Below are 20035 nucleotides of genomic sequence, written 5' to 3'. Positions count from 1 at the left end.
GACGCCGTGGTGACAAAGCCTTTACAGCCAGCTTGCAACCGGGCGAGGAACGCCGCGGCCGGCGTTCAGTCTTAACATCATCCTGATACCCCGGGCCCTGCGCTGCCGGTATACTGGCGCCTCGTGCCCTTTTTGGAGAATCGCGCATGTTGCCACGCTTGTTGTTCGGTTTGATCGCTGTGTCCGCCCTGACGCTGGCTGGTTGCGCGAGCAGCCCACAGCAACTCAGCCCCCAGCCCAAACTGCTCGAGCAGCTCGCGCCGGTTGGCCAGGGCCAGCCCGTGCAGGTGCGCGTGGTCGATGGCCGGCCTTCGCCAGTGCTCGGTACCCGCGGCGGCCTGTACCCTGAAACCAGCGCGGTGAGCGTGCAGGGCAACGACGTCGTGCCCAAGCTGCAAGCCCAGGCCGAAGCCGCGGTGCGCTTGCTCGGCTACACCCCCAACGCCTCGGCGATGGGCGCGCCGGTATTGACCCTGACCCTGGCTGACCTGAAGTACCAGTCGCCGAAAGACAGCACCTACGTGACCGAAGCCAATATCTCGGCCACCTTCCGCGCCGACGTGCGTGGCCCTAGCCACAGCTACAGCGGCCGCTACAGTGCTTCGCTGAACCAGCGTTTCGGCATGGCGCCGAACCAGGAAACCAACACCAAGTTGGTCAGTGATGTGTTGAGCGATGCCCTCACCCGGGTATTCAAGGACCCGACCATCGGCCAGACCCTGCGCCAGTGATCCCGCGGCCCTCGCTCGGCTGTGCCGGGCGAAGGGCCGGTCAGGCCGCCTCGATGCCGAAGTCCGGCATGCCAATCCCGGTGCGCGCATCGGCCTCGAGCAGGTCGTGGTGCGCATGCCCGCCCAGCGCGCAATACACCAGCCAGCCACGGTCGTGCACATTGATGCTCAGGCCGTCGATCAAGGCCTGTTGCTCGTCGCTGGGGGTGATCAGGTAGAGGCGGTCCTGGTTGTGGGCGTGCAGCATCGGGGTAGCGTCCTGTCCGTTGGCGAAGTGGGGCCGCAAGCGTGCCCCAAGAGCATGACGAACAGATGACCGCGCGAATTTAAACCGCGCGGCTCAAAGCTCCAGCCCAGCCTTGACCCGGTACTGGTTGCGCACCGGGGTGGCGTACTGCTGCACCAGGTACGGGCGGTGTTCGGCCGGGCAGCCGTCGAGGCGGCGCTGCCATTCTTCGCGGGCCGCGGCCAGTTCCGGGGCCTCGAACAGCTCGCTGGCGGCGGGCACCACCAGCGCCGGGTCGGCCCCTTCCCACTGGGCGTAGGCCAGGTAGTGCACCGGGAACAGCCGGTAGCCGCCGAGGATGCGCCGGTCGATCTCCGCCGCCAGTTGCTTGGTGTCTTCGAGCAGTTCGGCCACCGGCGCGGAGAAGTTGATGTGCACCCGGCCCTTGTAGCCGGTAATGCCCAGGGCAATGCTCAGGTCATCCTCGCCCGGCGCCTTCTTGTAAGTGCCGGTGGTGGCGCGGATGTACAGCTCGCGGGCCTTGGCCGCGTCGCACGGGTCATACTCGTAGCTGATCGACACCGGGGTGAGGTTCAGCGAGCGGATAACTTCGGCGAAAGGCTCTTCCTTGCGGCTCATGTGGAACATTTTCAGGATGGCCGAGTCGGTACGGTCATCGCCATCCTTCGCCCGGCCTTCGGCCTGGGCGATCCAGATAGAGGCGCAGTCGCTGCGGATGGAGTGGTTGATGTACGCCGACAGCAACTGGTAAGTGGCGAGTTTTTCCCGGCGGCCACTGACCGAGCGGTGCACGATGAAGCTTTTGTTCAGGCGCATCAGGTCGCTGACGAACGGCCGTTGCAGCAGGTTATCGCCAATGGCGATGCGCGGCGTGGGCAGCCCGGCGTGGTACACGGCGTAGTTGACGAAGGCCGGGTCCATCACGATGTCGCGGTGGTTGGCCAGGAACAGATAGGCATTGCCGGACTTGAACTGCTCGACGCCGGTGTAGGTCACCCCATCGGTGGCGCGTTCGATGGTGTGGTCGACGTACATCTCGACCTTGTCTTGCAGGGCGGCCACGCTCTCGATGCCGGCGAATTCGCGGGCGAGCTTGCGCGCCACCATCGGCTTGAGCAGCCAGCCGAAACCACCGGCAAAGCGCGGGAAGCGGAAGTGGATGAGGGTGTCGAGAAACGCCGGGTCTTTGAGGAGCCTGGTCAGTACGGCTTTGACCTCGGAGTCATCGTAAGGTCGGATGGCATCGAATTCGCCCATCATGCTCTCTTGTTGGCAACGGCTTGAGTAGTGAAACAGAGCGGCGATTATACGCATAACTGGAAGGGGAAGCCCGATGCTGGAAACCGAGCGTTATTTTTGCCCCTATTGCGGCGAGCCGGCCGAGGCCGTGCTCGACCTGTCGGGCGGGGATCAGGACTATATTGAAGACTGCCCGGTGTGCTGCCGGCCGATTCAGTTCGTGCTGCACACCGATGGCAGCCAGTGGTCGTTGGATGTGTACAGCGAGAACGAATGATGAAGCGCATCTACGAACCGGAAAACCTGCTCGAGGCCGAGGTGTTGCTGGTGATGCTCGCCAGTGAGGGCATCGGCGCGCACCTGCAGGGCCGCGACCTGGTCGGCGCGATGGGCGAGCTGCCGGCCATCGGCCTGTTGAACCTGGCGGTGGACGATGCCCAGGCCGAGCGCGCGCTGGCGCTGATCAACCAGTACACTAGCGCCCTGCCGGTGGCGGGCGAAGAGCCTGACAGCGGCCCTGGTATCTTGCTGTGCTGACCGGAGCCTTGCCCTTCTGATGTGTGGACGCTACGCGCTGTTTCGCTGGAACCCGGCTTTTGCCGCCTTGCCGGGGTTTCCCGCGCAGCATCAGGCGCAATGGAACATCTCTCCCGGCCAGGCGGTGCTGATCCAGCGCCAAGGCCCCGAAGGCCTGAACCTGGCCCGCGCGCGCTGGGGGCTGACCCCAGCCTGGGTCACCGACTTCTCCCGTACCCCGGCCCAGGCCCGCGCCGAAACCCTGGCCGAGCAGCCGTTGTTCCGTGAGGCGTTCCGCCAGCGCCGCTGCCTGCTGCCGGCCAATGGTTTTTACGAGTGGCGCGGCTCGGTGCGCAAGCAACCCTATTGGTTGACCCCAGGCGAAGGCTCGAACCTGTACTTCGCCGCCGTGTGGGAGGCCTACAGCGTAGGTGAGGAGGTATGGCTGAGCACCGCGGTGGTCACCCAGGCCGCCGCCGCTCAACGCCGGCCGTTGATCCTCGATGCCCGCGAGCAGGCGCTGTGGCTGGCCGCCGACACGCCGCTGCCGCAGCTGTACAGCCTGCTGGCCAAGCCCTGCGCCAGCCTGCGCGAGCGGCCGTTGGCAAAATTGGTGAACGACCCGAAGCTGGATGCGCCGGAGTGTTTGACGCCGGCGTGAGTCAAAGCGGGTTGGCGCCGATGGCAGCTGTCGCTAGCTGTTCACCCAGCATCCAGGAGGCGCAAACCCCGCAGCGTGCTGCGACAATCTTTTTTGCCCTGGAAAGGTCTTCTGCCAATTTCCGGTTGAAGATAGGTTCGTGATGGGCGATGCGGTTGCGGAGTAAACGGATGGATTTCAAGTCGTCCGCCAGGCGTTGACGGTGCTCGGCTACCGAGCGATCGCGGGGAAGATGGGGGAACGTCGTGAACAGTTGCGGTATCCACACCCTGGCATCGTGGCGGCGAGTAAACAGGCTTTCCCAGAATTTGAACTTGAGCTCGACAATCACCCGGTCCGGAGTCGGCACGCGCTTGCGCGTGTCGATAAGGTCGCGGCGGGGGTTGTAACCCGGCCCTTTCGGCATCGGTAAGCTCATTTCGAATGTGCTCTGCCAAGGCCAGCGTGGGCCGTATACGGCGCAGAGCGCTTCGGCGACAGCGTTGCGTACTGTTATCTCGCACATGTGCAGCGGAGCAAGCATCGCCCCGGCCACCTGTGCATTCCAGGCATACAAAGTAACAGCTGCCCATGGTTGAACTTGCCCAGCTATGGCAGTGGCAGCCTCATAGGTTGCGAAGCGTGGTGTCGACAACAGCCGGCTCAAGGCTGATGGTAATGAGGGGTGGGGAGTTGACGGCACGGGCGGCTTTCCTTAATCTCGACTGCACTCGCCGAGGGAAACGCGGGCGCAAGCCTCCACCCACGGACATAAGCAAGTGCTGTAGACAAAACCCGCCTTAATGGCGGGTTTTTTCGTTGTTGGCCCCGAACCTTACCAATACCTGTATGGCCTACCAAGCACCGCTTCCCTATTGGCTGCCTGGTTTGGTTTCTCTATGTAAACGGCCCATTTGCCACCATCCCCGCCGCCCATCGTATCGGTTACGATACACGCCACATCGGTAAGGGAACCCTTTCATGCGCAAGCCATTCTTTCCCCTGGCGCTGGCCGGCAGCCTGCTGCTCGCCGGGTGCCAGGCGGTGAACACCACCAGCGGCGACGCGGTCGGTGTCAACCGCAAGCAGTACATGTTCAGCATGCTCTCGACCGACCAGGTCAACCAGATGTATGCCACCTCTTATAAAGACACGCTGAGCAAGGCCAGCGCCCAGGGCGCGCTGGACAAGAACAGCGCCGAGGCCAAGCGCGTGCAGGCAGTGGCCGACCGCCTGATCGCCCAGGCGCCGAAGCTGCGCCCGGACGCCGCGCAGTGGCCGTGGGAGGTGAACCTGATCAAAAGCGATGAACTGAACGCCAACTGCGGGCCCGGCGGCAAGATCATCGTCTACACCGGGATCATCGATAAACTGCAACTGAGCGACGACGAACTGGCCGCGGTGATGGGCCATGAAATCGCCCACGCCCTGCGCGAGCACGGCCGCGAGGCGATGTCCAAGGCGTACGGCATCGAGATGGCGAAGCAGGGCGCCGGCGCCCTGTTCGGCCTGGGGCAGGATTCGCTGGCGCTGGCCGACACGGTCACCCAGTACGGCATGACCTTGCCCAACAGCCGCGCCAACGAGAACGAAGCAGACCTCATCGGCCTGGAGCTGTCGGCCCGCGCCGGCTACAACCCGAACGCGGCGATCACTCTGTGGAAGAAAATGAACGCCGCCGGTGGGGCAGGGCAGCCGGAATTCCTCAGCACCCACCCCTCCGACGCCAACCGCATCAGCGCCTTGCAGGCGGCGATCCCCAAGGTGATGCCGCTCTACCAGGCCGCCAAGGGCTAGCCCTCAGGCTTGTTGCTTGCTTGCTTGCTTGCTTGCCGCTTGCCGCTTGCCGCTTCCCGCTGGAAGCGGCAGGCTTAAAGCCAGCCGCTCACCACCATCGCCTTGTACACCGAGTACACCGCCAGCACGAAGAACGCGGCGGCGGCCAGGCGGCGGATCAGGGTCAGCGGCAGTTTGTCGGCGGCGAAGTTGCCCGCCAGCACCACCGGCACGTTGGCGATCAGCATGCCCAGGCTGGTACCGATGATCACCAGCAGCAGGTGCGGGTACTGGGCGGCCAGCATCACCGTGGCCACTTGCGTTTTGTCGCCGATTTCAGCGATGAAGAACGCAATCAACGTGGCCATGAACGGGCCGAACTTGCTGCCGCGGTTGGCTTCGTCGTCGTCCATTTTGTCGGGCACCAGCGTCCACAGCGCGGTGGCGGTGAAGCTCGCGGCGAGGATCCAGTGCAGCACGGTGTCGGTCAGGTAGCTACTCACCCACGCGCCCACGGCGCCAGCGGCGGCATGGTTGGCCAGCGTGGCGGCAAGAATGCCGAGAATGATCGGTACCGGCTTGCGAAAGCGAGCGGCGAGGATCAGCGCAAGGAGTTGGGTCTTGTCACCGATTTCGGCCAGCGCAACGATACCGGTTGGGACAAGAAGGGATTCAAGCATCAGGCTTCCTACGGGGGCGGGTCGACACGGCTATGACACGTACAGCCTCCCCGCCCCGGGTAAGGTGTGCGTGTCATAGGTCTTGTCAAACCGCCGGGCCCCTCTGACGTGGGCCTCCGGGTCGCTCGCGCCATGGCCTGTGGGCCAAGTGTGTTGACGCGTGCCAATGCGAGCCAGGCGGCTCGCCGGGAGACTACTCCCCTAGGACGGAGCGGATTCTGCCTAGCTGGCTTGGCAAAGGCAAGCGGTTTGTTTCTAGGCCTTGGCCGCGCGATAGAGGCGGAAGCCCTCACGTTCAGCGAGGGTTTGGCAATTGCCCAAGGCCTCTTCGAGCAGCGGCGGGTAGCGCAGGAAGCTATTCGCGACCAGGCGGATTTCCCCACCTTTTTGCAGGCATTGGCGGCTTTTTCGCAGCAGCGTTTCTGTAGCGGCGTAGTGGGTGTGCACCCCGGTATGGAACGGCGGGTTGCTGATGATCGCCTCCAGCCCGCTGGGCGCGGCGTCGATGCCGTCGCCGCAAATCAGCTCGGCGGCCAGGCCATTGGCCTCCAGGGTCAGCGCGCTGGCGGCGATGGCGAAGGCATCGACATCCAGCAGGCTGACCCGGCTATCCGGGTAGCGCCGCTTGAGCGCCGCGCCAACCACCCCGGCGCCGCAGCCGAAGTCCAGCAGGTGCCCGCCGGGCAGGCCTTCAAGGTGTTCGAGCAGCAGCGCGGTGCCGCGGTCGAGGCGGCCGTGGCTGAACACCCCCGGCAGGCTCACCACCTGCAGCGCGCCGCCCGGGGCCGCGACGCTGAAGCGTTGTGCCAAGGCCTGCAGCACCGGGGCCGCGGGCGGGGTGGCGACATCAACCCGCCACAACTGGCAGTGCCGCGCGCTGTCGAGCTTGCGCGGTGCGCCATAACCTTGCAGCAGCCGCGCCGAGCCCTCGATGCCGCCGCGCTTTTCTCCCACCAGGTACAGCGTGGCGCCGCCCAGGCGGGCGGCAAGGGCATCGAGCAGGTAGCTGGCGAGGTCCTTGGCCTTGGGCAAGAACAGCACCGCGGCGCTGAAGCTGCCCGCGGGCACCTCGGTGCCAAAGTGGCAGCGCCCGCCGAAGCGCCCGGCGAGGGCGCCGTGGTCGGCGGCGTTCCAGCTCCAGGCCTGGGCCTGCGGCAGCTGCGCGAGCAGGCCGTCGGCCGGCGCGCCGGCCAGCAGCAGTGGGCCGGCGAACAGGTCGGCCTGGCGTAGCAGCACTTCACTGCGCGGGTCCATGGTCAGCTCCTTGGCTAAAAAACCGCGAAGTTTACCAAAGCTCAGCTGACCACGCGCAGTGCCCGGCCCTCGGCGAAGGCGCCGGCGTTGTCGGCCAGTTGGCCGACGATACGCTGGCGTGCTTCGCGGCTGCCCCAGGCGCTGTGCGGGGTCACGATCAAGCGCGGCAGGTCGCTGGCCAGCAACGGGTTGCCGGCGGCCGGCGGCTCGGTGGTCAGCACGTCGGTGGCGGCGCCGCCAAGGTGGCCGCTGCGCAGGGCATCGGCGAGGGCCTGTTCATTGACCAGGCCGCCGCGCCCGGCGTTGATCACAAACGCGCCGGGCTTGAGCAGCGCCAGCTCGGCGGCGCCGATCAGGTCGCGGGTGTGTTCGTTGAGCGGGCAGTGCAGGGTGAGGGCATCGACCTGCGGCAGCAGTTCGCTCAGCGGCAAGCGGCCGTCGCGCGCCGGGCGGTTGGGCAACTGGCCGATCAGCACGCGCATGCCGAACGCTTCGGCCAGGCGCGCCACCGCGCTGCCCAGCTCGCCGTGGCCGAGCAGGCCGAGGGTTTTGCCCTCCAGCTCGACGATGGGGAAGTCCAGCAGGCAGAACTGCTTGGCCTTCTGCCATTGCCCGGCGGCGACCGCTTGCTGGTACTGCGGCAGGCTGGTGGCCAGCGCCAGTAGCAGCATCAGCGTGTGCTGCGCCACCGACGGGGTGCCGTAGCCCTGGCAGTTGCACACCGTCACCCCTTGGGCGCGGGCGGCGGCCAGGTCAACGTTGTTGGTGCCGGTGGCTGACACCAGGATCAGCTTCAGTTGTGGGTTGGCGGCCAGGGCCTGGGCGTCGATCAGTACCTTGTTGCTGATCGCCACCCCGTACCCGGCCAGGCGCGCGGCAGTGTCGGCCGGCTCGGTGCTGGCGTGCAGGTGCAGGGCGCTGAACACCTGGCGCAGGGGCGCCAAGTCGAGGTCGCCGAGGTCCAGGGAGCTGTGATCGAGAAAAACCGCGCGCATCAGGTGCCGCCTCTTGTGGGGTTGTGGTGGTAAATTACCCAATCGAAGAACCTATTTGTTACAAATTTTGAGGCCTGCCGCCATGTACTGGACCGAGTTTCTCACCGTTGCACTGATTCACCTGCTCGCTGTGGCCAGCCCCGGGCCGGATTTCGCCGTGGTGGTGCGCGAAAGCGTGACCCACGGCCGCCGCGCCGGCACCTGGACAGCGCTGGGCGTGGGCTCGGCGATCTTCCTCCACGTAGGCTATTCGTTGCTGGGGATCGGCCTGATCGTGTCGCAGTCGATCGTGCTGTTCAACCTGCTCAAATGGCTGGCGGCTGCTTACCTGCTGTACATCGGCTTCAAGGCCCTGCGCGCGCGCCCGGCGGCGCCCGGCGAGGCCGTTCTGGTGCGCGGCCTGCAGCCACGCTCGCCACGCCAGGCCTACACCGCGGGCTTCATGACCAACGGCCTGAACCCCAAGGCGACGCTGTTCTTCCTGTCGCTGTTCACCGTGGTGATCAACCCGCACACCCCACTGGCGGTACAGGCCGGCTATGGCGTGTACCTGGCCTTCGCCACCGCGGGGTGGTTCTGCCTGGTGGCGCTGCTGTTCAGCCAGGCGCGGGTGCGCGCTGGCTTTGCCCGCATGGGCCATTGGTTCGACCGCACCATGGGCGCGGTGCTGGTGGCGTTGGGGGTGAAGATCGCCCTGACCGAAATGCATTGAGGGCTCTGAAACGAGTGCTAGGCTCAGGAGATTGCCCAGCACTCGCCTAAAAGGACCCCCCGATGCAGACGCGTGTTCTCCCTCCCGCCGAAGGTGCCTACTCCTACCCGCTGCTCATCAAGCATTTGCTCAAATCGGGCAGCCGTTATGAACGTTCCCGGGAAATCGTCTACCGCGACCTGGTGCGCTTCGACTACCGCACCCTCAACACGCGCATCGCCCGCCTGGCCGGGGCGCTGGTCGCTGCGGGGGTCAAGCCTGGCGACACGGTGGCGATCATGGACTGGGACAGCCACCGTTACCTCGAGTGCATGTTCGCCATCCCGATGATCGGCGCGGTGGCGCACACCATCAACGTGCGGCTGTCGCCGGAGCAGATCCTCTACACCATGAACCACGCCGAAGACCGCCTGGTGCTGGTCAACAGTGAGTTCATTCCGCTGTACAACGCCCTGGCCGGGCAACTGACCACGGTCGAAAGCACCATCGTGCTCAGCGACAGCGGCGCCGGCGAGCATGACCTGCCCGGGTTGCTGGGCGAGTACGAAGCGCTGCTGGCGGCGCAGCCGGAGCACTACGACTTCCCCGATTTCGACGAGAACTCGGTGGCCACCACCTTCTACACCACCGGCACCACCGGCAACCCCAAGGGGGTGTACTTCACCCACCGGCAACTGGTGCTGCACACCATGGGCATCGCCACCCTGCTGGGCAGCGTCGACTGCGTGCGGCTGATGGGCACCAACGACGTGTACATGCCGATCACCCCGATGTTCCACGTGCATGCCTGGGGCGTGCCCTACGTGGCCACCATGCTCGGCATCAAGCAGGTGTACCCCGGCCGCTACGAGCCCGACATGCTGGTGCGGCTGTGGCAGCAGGAGAAGGTCACCTTCTCCCACTGCGTGCCGACCATCCTGCAAATGCTGCTGGCCTGCAAGCAGGGCGCTGGTATCGATTTTGGCGGCTGGAAGATCATCATCGGCGGCAGCGCGCTCAACCGCACCCTGTACGACGCCGCACTGGCGCGGGGGATCCAGCTCACCGCGGCGTACGGCATGTCTGAAACCTGCCCGTTGATCGCCTGCGCCTACTTCGACGAAGAACTGATGGCCGCCGACGACGCCACGCGGGTTCCCTACCGGCTCAAGGCCGGGGTGCCGGTGCCGCTGGTCGATGCCGCGGTGGTCGACACCGAGGGTAATTTCCAGCCGGCCGACGGTCACAGCCAGGGCGAACTGGTGCTGCGCGCGCCGTGGCTGACCATGAGCTACTTCAAGGAACCGGAAAAAGGCGCCGAGCTGTGGCAGGGCGGCTGGATGCACACCGGCGACGTGGCCACCCTCGACGAACACGGGGTGATCGACATCCGCGACCGTATCAAGGATGTGATCAAGACCGGCGGCGAGTGGGTGTCTTCGCTCGAGCTCGAGGCGTTGATCGCCCAGCACCCGGTGGTGCGCGAGGTGGCGGTGGTGGGCGTGGCCGACGCCCAGTGGGGCGAGCGGCCGTTCGCGCTGGTGGTGCTGCACGAGGGCCAGGCGCTCGACGCCCAGGCGATCAAAACCCACCTGGCGCCGTTCGTGGAGCAGGGCCGGATCAACAAATGGGCAGTGCCCAGCCAGATCGCGCGGGTACCGGAAATCCCCAAGACCAGCGTCGGCAAGCTGGACAAGAAACGCATCCGGGTCGACATCGTCGACTGGCAGGCGAGCAACAGCCCGTTCCTGTCGTCTTTATGAAAACCACCCCGGGCGCTTGACGCCTGCCGCGCCGGGCCGCCAGCATGGGCCTTTTTTCGGCAGGGGCAGGCACTTTGGGCGGCAGGGCATGGCAGGGCAGTTGGGCGTTGGGTGTGGTCGCCTTGATGGCGGGGCCCAGCTTCGGCGTACCGCTCAACATCGGCCCGGTGGAAGGCCAGTTCGACACCCAGTTCTCGCTCAGCAGTGGCTGGGGCCTGGCCTCGCCCAGCCAGCGCCTGGTGGGCGCCAGCAACGGTGGCCACGCCGCGGCCGCCAGCAGCGACGATGGCCGCCTGAACTTCAAGCGTGGCGAGGCCTTCAGCCGCCGTTTCGAGGGCGTGCACGCGCTGGAGCTGCGCTACCAGGACAGCGGCCTGTACCTGCGTGGCCGCTATTGGTACGACTTCAAGCTCGAAGACGAACATCAGCGCTTCAAGGACATCGACGACAGCGGCCGCGCGCTGGGCAGCCGCAGTGCCGGCGGGCAGTTGCTCGAAGCCTTCGCCTGGCAGCATTACCAACTGGGCGGGCAGCCTGGCACCGTGCGCGTGGGCCGGCAGGTGGTGCACTGGGGCGAAGCGCAGTTGATCGGCGGCGGCATCGATGCGATCAACCCCACCGGCGCGCAACTGTTCCCCAGCGCCGCCGCGCCCTGGCGCGAGCAGGCACTGCCGACCAGCCTGTTCTACGTGCGGCAGAACCTGACCGACGCGCTGTCAGTCGATGGCTTTTACCAACTGGCGTGGGACCCAGACCAACAGGCCAACTGCGGCACGTTTTTCGCCAGCAGCGATGCCCTGGCCAAGGGCTGCGCGGGCAACCTGGCCCTCGGCCCGGCCAGCGCCGGCCAGCCCGAAGGCACGCTGGTTGCCCGCGGCCATGACGATGAACCCAGCAGCGGCGGCCAGTTCGGCCTGGCCGTGCATTACCAGCTCAGCCCGTGGAATACCGAGCTGGGTGCCTACGTGCTCAACTACCACAGCCGCGCCGCCTACCTGGCCGGCGACGGCCCTGGGTACTACGTGAAATATCCTGAAAACATTCATTTGTACGGATTGAGCTTTTCGTCGGTTTTACCCGAAGGTACCCGCTGGCGCGGCGAACTGAGCTACCGCCCCAACGCGCCCCTGCAGGAAAATTGGTACAGCGTGTTGCAGCAAAGCAACGCCAGTGGCGCCGACCAGGGCTACCAGCGCGCGCCGGTCACCGACCTGCGCAGCAGCCTGGAACACACCTTCGACGGTGGCCTGGGGGCAGACCGCTTCACCCTGCTGGCGGAGCTCGGCGCCACCCGCGTCAACGGCCTGGGCAGTGGCTATTACGGGCGTGACGTGGCCTTTGGCGCGCCGCCAGGGCAGTGCCAGGCGGGCAGCCGCTATTGCGACGGCGGCGGCTTTACCACCACCACCGCCTGGGGCTACCGCGCCCGCGCGCAATGGACCTTCTTCGAGGTGGTGCCCCGCCTAACGCTGCGCCCCAGCCTGGCCTGGGCCCACGACGTGAACGGTTATTCGCCGCAGCCGGGCGGGCAATTCGAGGAGGGCCGCAAGGCCGTCACCCTCGGCCTGGACGCCGACTACCAACGCACCTACAGTGCATCACTGGCCTACACCAATTACTTCGGCGGCCGCTACAGCACGATCAACGACCGGGATTTTCTCGCCCTCACGCTGGGCCTCAGGTTCTGAGCGAACCGCGTGGAAAGCGCCCCGAAAAACCCCCGGGAGTGGCCCATTGCCATGGGTTTTACGGGGGTAGGGAACTTTTTCTACCCCCTCTGCACACCGCTGGCCACGGGGCTTCCAGCCCGGCTGTCATAATTCCTGCCTACTGCTGTCATCAAAGAGTCACATAACCCGCATTAAATCGGCACGGCTTACTCCTGTGGAATGACTCCACACAAATACCCTTTGACTGAGGTGTGCCGTGAGACTGCTGACCAAGACCCGCCTTTCGATTCTGCTGGCTTCGCTGTGCCTGACCGGTGTTGCCCAGGCCGCGACCACCGTGACCGGTGCCGGCTCGAGCTTCGTGTACCCGGTTCTGTCCAAATGGGCCCAGGCCTATGGCGAGAAGTCGGGCAACCAGATCAACTACCAATCGATCGGTTCGGGCGGCGGTATCGCCCAGATCAAGGCTGCTACCGTTGACTTCGGCGCTTCCGACGCCCCGCTGAAAGGCGAAGACCTGACCGCCGCTGGCCTGGGCCAGTTCCCGAGCGTGATCGGCGGTATCGTGCCGATCATCAACGTCGAAGGCGTTGCTCCGGGCAAACTGAAACTCGACGGCCCGACCCTGGCCAAGATCTTCCAGGGCACCGTGACCACCTGGGACGACGCTGCCATCAAGGCACTGAACCCTGACGTGAAACTGCCAGGCGAGAAAATCACCGTCGTTCACCGTTCGGACGGCTCGGGCACCTCGTTCAACTTCACCAGCTACCTCGACAAAGCCTCGGCTGGCGAGTGGAAAGCCGGCGCCGGTTCGACCGTTCAATGGCCGGTCGGTGTAGGTGGCAAGGGTAACGAAGGTGTGGCTGCCTACGTCAAGCAGATCAAAGGTTCGATCGGCTACGTTGAATACGCCTACGCCAAGTCGAACAGCCTGTCGCACACCCAGCTGAAGAGCGCCGGTGGCCAGTTCCTCGAGCCTAGCGCCAAAGCCTTCGCCGCTGCCGGTGCTACCGCTGACTGGAAAAACGCCAAGGACTTCAACCTGCTGCTGGTGAACGCCCCGGGCGCAGACGCCTGGCCGATCGCCGCTACCACCTGGATCATCATGTACAAGCAGCCTAAGAAGGCCGAAGAAAGCAAAGCCGCTTTCGACTTCTTCAAATGGTCGCTGGAACATGGCCAGGACCAAGCTGCATCGCTGGACTACGTGGCTCTGCCAGAGTCGCTGGTCAAGCAGATCGAAAGCTACTGGGCTTCTGAGTTCAAGTAACGATCTGAGTGCAACACTCACCTCTCAAGGGCCCTGCCCCTTGAGAGGATTTTTTGCGAGCGGACTATGATGACCGATAACTCTCAAGTGCTGGCTACAGTGATTGCCAAGAACCGAAGTGACAGCGAAGCGCGGGCTGCCCGCGATCATCGCCACGATGTGTGGTTCCGCCGTACGGTACGTGCTGCTGCGATGATCGTGCTGGGCCTTCTGGCCTGCATTGCCGGGTCTACCCTGTGGGGTGGCGCCCAGGCTTTCCACACCTTCGGCCTGGACTTTTTCACCAGCACCGATTGGGACGCAGTGGGGGAGCGCTTTGGCGCGGTGGTGCCGATCTACGGCACACTGGTGACCTCGTTCCTGGCGTTGCTCATTGCCGTGCCCGTCAGTTTCGGCATTGCGATTTTCCTGACCGAAGTGGCGCCGCCGTGGATGCGCATGCCGATCGCCTCGGCGATCGAACTGCTCGCCGGCATCCCTTCGATCATCTATGGCATGTGGGGCCTGTTCGTCTTCGCGCCCTTCATGGCTGAACACCTGACGCCCTGGATCAACGACAACCTGGGCGCGATCCCGGTCATCGGCGCGCTGTTCCAGGGCCCGCCGCTGGGCATCGGTACCCTGACCGCGGCCATCGTGCTGGCGATCATGATCATCCCCTTCATTACCTCGGTGATGAACGAAGTGTTCCGCACCGTGCCGACCCAACTGAAGGAATCGGCCTACGCCCTGGGTGGTACCACCTGGGAAGTGGTCTGGGACATCGTGCTGCCCTACACCCGCTCGGCGGTGGTCGGTGGCGTATTCCTCGGCCTGGGCCGCGCCTTGGGTGAAACCATGGCGGTCACCTTCGTACTGGGTAACGCCCACCAGCTGTCGGCGTCGCTGCTGATGCCGAGCAGTTCGATCGCTTCAGTCATCGCCAACGAATTCTCCGAGGCCTACACCGACCTGCACCGCAGCTCGCTGATCGCCCTGGGCTTCCTGCTGTTCGTGGTGACCTTCATCGTGCTGGCGATTGCACGGATCATGCTGATGCGCTTGTCGCGTAACGAGGGGGTCAAATGACCACGGCCAACGAAAACCTCTACCGGATGCGGGCGTTCAAGAACCAGCTCGCGATGGTCTTCGCCTGCGCCGCCACCGGCTTCGGCCTGCTGTGGCTGGTGTGGATCCTGATCACCACCATCATCAATGGCGCCGCGGCCCTGGGCCCGCACCTGTTCACCCAGATGACGCCCCCGCCGGGCGCCAGCGGTGGCCTGGCCAACGCCTTCTACGGCAGCTTGCTGATGTCTGCCCTGGCGTTGCTGGTGGGTACCCCGATCGGCCTGATGGCCGGCGTGTGGCTGGCCGAGTTCGCCCGCTACACCCGCATGGGCATGATCGTGCGCTTCATCAACGACATCCTGCTGTCGGCCCCGTCGATCGTGCTCGGGCTGTTCGTGTACACCGCGTTCATCCTGCCGGTCAGTGCGTTGACCAACCACCAGGTGGGCTTCTCCGCCCTGGCCGGTGGCCTGACCCTCGCCCTGCTGGTGATCCCGGTGGTGGTGCGCACCACCGACGAAATGCTCCAGCTGCAGCCGGGCACCATGCGTGAAGCCGCGCTGGCGCTGGGTGTGCCGCAATGGAAGATGACCCTGCAGATCGTGCTGCGCGCCGCCCGCGCCGGTGTGGTCACGGGCATCCTGCTGGCGCTGGCGCGCATCACCGGCGAAACCGCGCCGCTGCTGTTCACCGCGTTCGGCAACCAGTTCTGGAGCAGCGACCTGCTCAAGCCGATCGCCAGCGTACCGGTGGTCGTTTTCCAATACGCGATGAGCCCGTTCGATGACTGGCACGCCCTGGCCTGGGCCGGCGCGTTGATCCTGACGCTGTTCGTACTGACGCTCAGCCTGCTCTCCCGTCTCATTCTTCTGCGCGATAGGTCCCACTGATGAACACGGCTGCCCTTAACACTGTTGCCCCCCTGCGTACCAAGATCCAGGTCCGGGACCTCGAGTTCTTCTACAACGGCCATCGCTCGCTGAAGAACATCCACATGGACATCCCGGAGAAGCAGGTCACGGCCATCATCGGCCCGTCCGGCTGCGGCAAGTCCACCCTGCTGCGGGTGTTCAACCGCATCTACTCGATGTACCCCAAGCAGGAAGCCAAGGGCGAAGTACTGCTCAATGGCGAGAACATCCTGGCCTCGAACTACTCCATGAACCGCCTGCGCAGCCACGTGGGCATGGTGTTCCAGAAGCCCGTGCCGTTCCCGATGTCGATCTACGACAACATCTCCTATGCCGTGCGCCACCACGAGCGCCTGGGCAAGCGTGAGATGGAAGAGCGCGTCGAGCAGGCCCTGCGCGGCGCGGCGCTGTGGGATGAAGTGAAAGACAAACTGAACAAGAGCGCCCAGGGCCTCTCCGGTGGCCAGCAGCAGCGCCTGTGCATTGCCCGCACCATCGCCCTCAAGCCCCAGGTGCTGTTGCTCGACGAGCCTACTTCGGCGCTCGACCCGATCTCCACCGGCCGCATCGAGCAGCTGATTACCGAACTGAAGGAACAGTTCACCGTGGTGATCGTGACCCACAACATGCAACAGGCCGCGCGTTGCTCGGACTTCACCGCGTTCATGTTCCTAGGCGAACTGATCGAACACGGCGACACCGACACCATCTTCACCAAGCCGAACAAAACCCAGACCGAGGATTACATCACCGGTCGTTTTGGCTGATCCCCGCTTCAGGCTTCAATGGCCCTTCCCCCGGCGCTGCCGGGCGAAGGGCCATTTGCATTCTTGCCCCGCACAGTTGGTCCGTTCCTTGCTCCTCCCAAGGTAAGCCGGCCCCAACCGGCACCTAGCACCCCACTCTGGGCCTTGCGGTATCCGGATAGCGCAGCCGCTATCCGCACAGTGCAAATGGCCCTGCACAAAGGGGTGCACAAAGCCCAGCCTGTGTGCACGGAGGTAACAATGACCCACAGCGATGCGGTATCGCCCAGCGCCGAACGCTGGCGCGACAGTGCGCTGTTCGGCGCCCACAATTTGCTGTTCCTGCACAGCGACCAAGAGGCCGTGTGCAGCGGCGTGGGCCGCGTATTCAAGCCCCACCAGCTGGCGCCGGCGCGGCGTGGCGAGGGGGTGAGCGCGAGCATGCACAACGTCAGCCGCGGGCGCTTGTCGGTGAGCCGGCTGGAGTACGGCAGCGATGTGCACATCGACCCCGGCCGGCTGGAGCGGTTTTACCTGGTGCAGGTGCCGCTGCGTGGCAGCGCGCAGATTGGCTTTGGTGATTGCCACTTCGAGTCTTCGCCGCAACTGGCGTCGTTGATTTCCCCGCAGCAACCGCTGCGCATGCGCTGGCAGGGCGCCGCGCCGCAGCTGGCGCTGCGCCTGGATGCCGAGGACGTGGCCGAACACTGCCGGCAACACCTGGCCGAGGCGCGGCTGCCCGAGTTCGACCCCCGGTTGGACCTCACCCAGCCCGGCGGCGCGTACTTCGTGCAACTGCTGCAGTTGTTGCTTGAAGCCATCGCCCAGCCCGCGCACCCGCTGCACCAGCCGCTGGTGCTCAAGCAGTTCGAGTCCGCGCTGCTCAATGCCTTGCTCTACGGCCAGCCGCACCTGGCCAGCGCCAAGCTGGCCCAGGCGCCCCAGCGCGGCGCCTCGCCGTGGTTCGTCAAGCGCAGCGAAGAGTACATTCGCGCCCACCTGGGCCAGCCGCTGTCGGTCGAGATGCTCGCCGAGCAGGCCGGGGTGAGTGTGCGCACGCTGTTCGCCGGCTTTCGTAATTTTCGCGATACCACGCCCATGGCCTACCTGCGCGACCTGCGCCTGGAGCAGGTGCACCGCGAGCTGCGCGAGAACGAGCAGGCCTCGGTCACCGACGTGGCGTTCAAATGGGGCTTTGCCCACCTCGGGCGGTTCGCCCAGGAGTACAAGCGCCGCTTTGGTGAGCTGCCCTCGGCGACCCGGCGCTTTCGCCAGCCGTAACCCTCAGGGGCGCAGGCGCGCCAGGGTTTGCGACGGGGTTTCGCCAAAGGCCTTGCGGTAGTCACTGGCGAACCGCCCCAGGTGGCCGAAGCCCCAGGCCAACGCCAGTTGCGAGATGTTGGCGCTGGCCGGCCCGGTGAGCAGCGCCGAGCGCGCCTGGCGCAGCCGGTAATGCTTGAGCCAGGCCATCGGGGTTTGCCCGTGGTGGCGGGCGAAGGCGTCGAACAGCTTGCCGCGGCTTACACCGCTGGCGGCCTCTACATCGGCCAGGCGGATCGCTTCGCCAGCGTTGCGGCGCAGGTAGCGCCGCGCCCGCTCCAGGTACTGCGGCACCGGCTGCCCAGGGCTGGCCAGCAGTTCGTCGCTGTAGTTGTTCGGCTGCGCCAGCAGCAGGCCCTTGATCAACAGCGCCTCGAATTCCCCTGCCAGCGGCGCGTGCCCATACAGCGCGCTGACCGCCGGCCAACTGGCCAGCAACTGGCGCACCATTTCCCACCACGCCTGCACCTTGGCATGGCGCAGGTCCATCTCCAGGGCAAACCGCACCGGCTCGGCCAAGGGCCGTTGCAGCAGGCTTTCGGCGACCTCGCGCATGGTCTGCTGGCGCACCACCACCTGCAGCTTGCGGCAGTCGTCGGCCATGGCCAGTTGCTGGCGGCCGAACGGCGCCACCACCACCCCCAACTGCGCATGGGAGCGCACCTGGGCGCCGCCGCTGCTGAGCTGTTGGCGGCCCTCGATGGGCAGGCTCAGGCTGTAGGCGTCTAGCCCCTGGATGCCGATGTTCACTGCCGTGCCATAGCTGATGCAGCCGAGCACCGTGGCCCGCCCGGGCAGGCGCGCGCCGCTGTGCTCGAAGCTGAGGTGCTCGGGGTGGCTGGCGTCGAGCTGGTGCGGCCCGCAGATGCCTGCCATCCAGTTGCAGGCGGCGGCCAGCTCATGGTGCTGGGCCTGGATGTCGAGAGGGGAAGTGGGCATGGGGCAGCTCCGCGCGGTTCGCGTGGTCACAGTGTGCGCCGCGGCCTGGGGCCGGGCTATCCATTTACTGCTAGCAATTGGCAGGCCAGTGGCCGCGCCGAACTAAATGGATGAACTTCGCCCACCAAGTGGCTAGAGCCCCAGGGCCACCCGGCCGTTCAATCAGGTCACGTTCCCGCCCCGCCAAGGGCTACTACAGAGGACACACCTGATGAGCACCCGCAACCGTGAGCAATGGCTCGATTACCTCCAGGGCTGCCTGGATTTTCGCCCCGCCGAGGGCGTGTACCGCATGGCCCGCGACATCTTCACCGAGCCCGAGCTGTTCGACCTGGAGATGGAGCTGATTTTCGAAAAGGTGTGGATCTACGCCTGCCATGAAAGCGAAATCCCCAACCCCCATGACTTCGTGACCGTGCGCGCCGGCCGCCAGCCGATGATCATCACCCGTGATGGCAACGGCGAGCTGAACGCGCTGATCAACGCCTGCCAGCACCGCGGCGCCACGCTGACCCGGGTGGGCAAGGGCAACCAGAGCACCTTCACCTGCCCGTTCCACGCCTGGTGCTACAAAAGCGACGGCCGCCTGGTCAAGGTCAAGGCCCCGGGTGAATACCCCGAAGGCTTCGACAAAGCCACCCGCGGGCTGAAGAAAGCGCGCATCCAGAGCTACAAGGGCTTTGTGTTCATCAGCCTGGACGCCGCCGGCCAGGACACCCTCGAAAGCTACCTGGGCGACGCCAAGCTGTTCTTCGACATGATGGTCGCGCAGTCGCCTACCGGTGAGCTCGAGGTGCTGCCGGGCAAGTCGAGCTACACCTACGACGGCAACTGGAAGCTGCAGAACGAGAACGGCCTGGACGGCTACCACGTCAGTACCGTGCACTATAACTACGTGTCTACCGTGCAGCACCGCCAGCAGGTGAACGCCGCCAAGGGCGGCGCCGCGAGCACCCTCGACTACTCCAAGCTGGGCGCCGGCGACGCCGCCACCGACGATGGCTGGTTCTCCTTCCGCAACGGCCACAGCCTGCTGTTCAGCGACATGCCCAACCCTAGCGTGCGTCCTGGTTACGCCAGCGTGATGCCGCGCCTGGTCGAGGCCCACGGCCAGGCCCGCGCCGAGTGGATGATGCACCGCCTGCGCAACCTGAACATCTACCCCAGTTTGTTCTTCATGGACCAGATCAGCTCACAGTTGCGGATCATCCGCCCGCTGGCCTGGAACAAGACCGAGGTGATCAGCCAGTGCATCGGCGTGAAGGGCGAGGCCGCGGCCGACCGCACTAACCGCATTCGCCAGTTCGAGGATTTCTTCAACGTCAGTGGCCTCGGCACCCCCGATGACCTGGTGGAGTTCCGCGAGCAACAGCGGGGCTTCCAGGCGCGCCTGGAGCGCTGGAGCGACATCTCCCGTGGGCACCACCAGTGGACCACCGGCCCCACCCCCAACAGCGAAGCGCTGGGCATTCAGCCGGCCATGACCGGCCGTGAGTTCACCCACGAGGGCCTCTACGTGAACCAGCACGGCACCTGGCAGCGCCTGCTGCTCGAAGGCCTGGCCCGCCAAGCGCTGCAACCCAAGGAGCTTTGA

Annotated in this window: 21 protein-coding genes and 1 riboswitch; of the genes, 14 read left to right on the top strand and 7 right to left on the bottom strand. The window is 65.5% G+C overall.

Going from position 1 to position 20035, the window contains the following annotated elements:
- Positions 1 to 146: 146 nt before the first annotated feature.
- Positions 147 to 731 (top strand): YajG family lipoprotein, encoded by a 585-nt coding sequence (locus ACFZCE_RS01100; protein WP_390935284.1) that lies wholly within the window; start codon positions 147 to 149, stop codon positions 729 to 731.
- 40 nt (positions 732 to 771) lie between these two features.
- On the opposite strand, the gene ACFZCE_RS01095 is transcribed toward ACFZCE_RS01100, so the two are convergent.
- Together ACFZCE_RS01095 and ACFZCE_RS01090 are read right to left on the bottom strand one after the other, a co-directional pair.
- On the bottom strand, positions 772 to 978 hold the full coding sequence (locus ACFZCE_RS01095; RefSeq protein WP_390935282.1) for a hypothetical protein: 207 nt from the start codon (positions 976 to 978) through the stop codon (positions 772 to 774).
- Between the two features lie 93 nt (positions 979 to 1071).
- A complete protein-coding gene (locus ACFZCE_RS01090; protein WP_390935281.1) occupies positions 1072 to 2238 on the bottom strand; it encodes a 1-acyl-sn-glycerol-3-phosphate acyltransferase in 1167 nt (388 codons plus the stop codon).
- A 73-nt stretch (positions 2239 to 2311) separates the two neighbouring features.
- On the opposite strand from ACFZCE_RS01090, the gene ACFZCE_RS01085 reads away from it, so the two are divergent.
- From ACFZCE_RS01085 to ACFZCE_RS01075, 3 genes are read left to right on the top strand one after another with little or no spacing between them, the layout of a single operon-like run.
- Complete coding sequence (locus ACFZCE_RS01085) at positions 2312 to 2494, top strand: CPXCG motif-containing cysteine-rich protein (protein WP_390935279.1); 183 nt, start codon at positions 2312 to 2314, stop codon at positions 2492 to 2494.
- A complete protein-coding gene (locus tag ACFZCE_RS01080; RefSeq protein ID WP_390935277.1) occupies positions 2494 to 2754 on the top strand; it encodes a putative signal transducing protein in 261 nt (86 codons plus the stop codon). Before ACFZCE_RS01085 ends, ACFZCE_RS01080 begins: the two co-directional genes overlap by 1 nt.
- 19 nt (positions 2755 to 2773) lie before the next feature.
- Entirely contained in the window at positions 2774 to 3394 is a 621-nt protein-coding gene (locus ACFZCE_RS01075; RefSeq protein ID WP_390935276.1) for an SOS response-associated peptidase family protein, read from the top strand.
- A gap of 1 nt (position 3395) precedes the next feature.
- Here ACFZCE_RS01075 and ACFZCE_RS01070 read toward each other — a convergent pair whose 3' ends face one another.
- Positions 3396 to 3917 (bottom strand): hypothetical protein, encoded by a 522-nt coding sequence (locus tag ACFZCE_RS01070; protein WP_390935274.1) that lies wholly within the window; start codon positions 3915 to 3917, stop codon positions 3396 to 3398.
- 437 nt (positions 3918 to 4354) lie between these two features.
- On the opposite strand from ACFZCE_RS01070, the gene ACFZCE_RS01065 reads away from it, so the two are divergent.
- The gene (locus ACFZCE_RS01065) at positions 4355 to 5170 is read left to right on the top strand and encodes a M48 family metalloprotease (RefSeq protein ID WP_390935272.1); all 816 of its coding nucleotides are present in this window, start codon (positions 4355 to 4357) and stop codon (positions 5168 to 5170) included.
- Between the two features lie 74 nt (positions 5171 to 5244).
- Here ACFZCE_RS01065 and ACFZCE_RS01060 read toward each other — a convergent pair whose 3' ends face one another.
- The 3 genes from ACFZCE_RS01060 to ACFZCE_RS01050 all read right to left on the bottom strand — a co-directional run bounded on the left by ACFZCE_RS01060 (position 5245) and on the right by ACFZCE_RS01050 (position 8078).
- Entirely contained in the window at positions 5245 to 5829 is a 585-nt protein-coding gene (locus ACFZCE_RS01060) for a TMEM165/GDT1 family protein (RefSeq protein ID WP_390935270.1), read from the bottom strand.
- A 20-nt stretch (positions 5830 to 5849) separates the two neighbouring features.
- Positions 5850 to 6043: riboswitch (yybP-ykoY riboswitch) on the bottom strand.
- Between the two features lie 41 nt (positions 6044 to 6084).
- Complete coding sequence (locus ACFZCE_RS01055; RefSeq protein WP_390935268.1) at positions 6085 to 7083, bottom strand: methyltransferase; 999 nt, start codon at positions 7081 to 7083, stop codon at positions 6085 to 6087.
- A 41-nt stretch (positions 7084 to 7124) separates the two neighbouring features.
- Complete coding sequence (locus ACFZCE_RS01050; RefSeq protein WP_390935266.1) at positions 7125 to 8078, bottom strand: 2-hydroxyacid dehydrogenase; 954 nt, start codon at positions 8076 to 8078, stop codon at positions 7125 to 7127.
- 82 nt (positions 8079 to 8160) lie between these two features.
- Between ACFZCE_RS01050 and ACFZCE_RS01045 the strand changes: the two genes are divergently transcribed.
- The 8 genes from ACFZCE_RS01045 to ACFZCE_RS01010 all read left to right on the top strand — a co-directional run bounded on the left by ACFZCE_RS01045 (position 8161) and on the right by ACFZCE_RS01010 (position 17463).
- Positions 8161 to 8790, top strand: a complete 630-nt coding sequence (locus tag ACFZCE_RS01045) for a LysE family transporter (RefSeq protein WP_390935264.1) — start codon at positions 8161 to 8163, stop codon at positions 8788 to 8790.
- A gap of 62 nt (positions 8791 to 8852) precedes the next feature.
- Positions 8853 to 10532 carry a long-chain-fatty-acid--CoA ligase gene (locus ACFZCE_RS01040; protein ID WP_390935262.1) on the top strand — a complete coding sequence of 560 codons (1680 nt, stop codon included), beginning with the start codon at positions 8853 to 8855 and terminating at the stop codon, positions 10530 to 10532.
- 44 nt (positions 10533 to 10576) lie between these two features.
- Positions 10577 to 12220, top strand: a complete 1644-nt coding sequence (locus ACFZCE_RS01035) for a DUF1302 family protein (protein ID WP_390935260.1) — start codon at positions 10577 to 10579, stop codon at positions 12218 to 12220.
- A 238-nt stretch (positions 12221 to 12458) separates the two neighbouring features.
- The gene (gene pstS / locus ACFZCE_RS01030; protein WP_390935258.1) at positions 12459 to 13475 is read left to right on the top strand and encodes a phosphate ABC transporter substrate-binding protein PstS; all 1017 of its coding nucleotides are present in this window, start codon (positions 12459 to 12461) and stop codon (positions 13473 to 13475) included.
- Positions 13476 to 13544: 69 nt separating this feature from the next.
- Positions 13545 to 14543 carry a phosphate ABC transporter permease subunit PstC gene (pstC, locus tag ACFZCE_RS01025; protein ID WP_390935257.1) on the top strand — a complete coding sequence of 333 codons (999 nt, stop codon included), beginning with the start codon at positions 13545 to 13547 and terminating at the stop codon, positions 14541 to 14543.
- On the top strand, positions 14540 to 15415 hold the full coding sequence (gene pstA, locus ACFZCE_RS01020) for a phosphate ABC transporter permease PstA (RefSeq protein ID WP_390935255.1): 876 nt from the start codon (positions 14540 to 14542) through the stop codon (positions 15413 to 15415). The genes pstC and pstA overlap by 4 nt, the downstream gene beginning before the upstream one ends.
- A complete protein-coding gene (gene pstB / locus ACFZCE_RS01015) occupies positions 15415 to 16203 on the top strand; it encodes a phosphate ABC transporter ATP-binding protein PstB (protein ID WP_390935253.1) in 789 nt (262 codons plus the stop codon). The genes pstA and pstB overlap by 1 nt, the downstream gene beginning before the upstream one ends.
- Positions 16204 to 16443: 240 nt before the next feature.
- Positions 16444 to 17463 (top strand): helix-turn-helix domain-containing protein, encoded by a 1020-nt coding sequence (locus tag ACFZCE_RS01010; RefSeq protein ID WP_390935251.1) that lies wholly within the window; start codon positions 16444 to 16446, stop codon positions 17461 to 17463.
- A gap of 3 nt (positions 17464 to 17466) precedes the next feature.
- On the opposite strand, the gene ACFZCE_RS01005 is transcribed toward ACFZCE_RS01010, so the two are convergent.
- Positions 17467 to 18441, bottom strand: coding sequence for a helix-turn-helix domain-containing protein (locus ACFZCE_RS01005; RefSeq protein WP_390935249.1), 975 nt, complete (start codon positions 18439 to 18441; stop codon positions 17467 to 17469).
- Positions 18442 to 18652: 211 nt separating this feature from the next.
- On the opposite strand from ACFZCE_RS01005, the gene antA reads away from it, so the two are divergent.
- Positions 18653 to 20035, top strand: a complete 1383-nt coding sequence (antA, locus tag ACFZCE_RS01000) for an anthranilate 1,2-dioxygenase large subunit (protein ID WP_390935247.1) — start codon at positions 18653 to 18655, stop codon at positions 20033 to 20035.

Origin of the sequence: Pseudomonas sp. NPDC007930 (assembly GCF_042958985.1) — a bacterium.
In the GTDB taxonomy this organism is placed as follows: Bacteria; Pseudomonadota; Gammaproteobacteria; order Pseudomonadales; family Pseudomonadaceae; genus Aquipseudomonas.
This window is presented reverse-complemented; position numbering and strand designations above follow the sequence as displayed.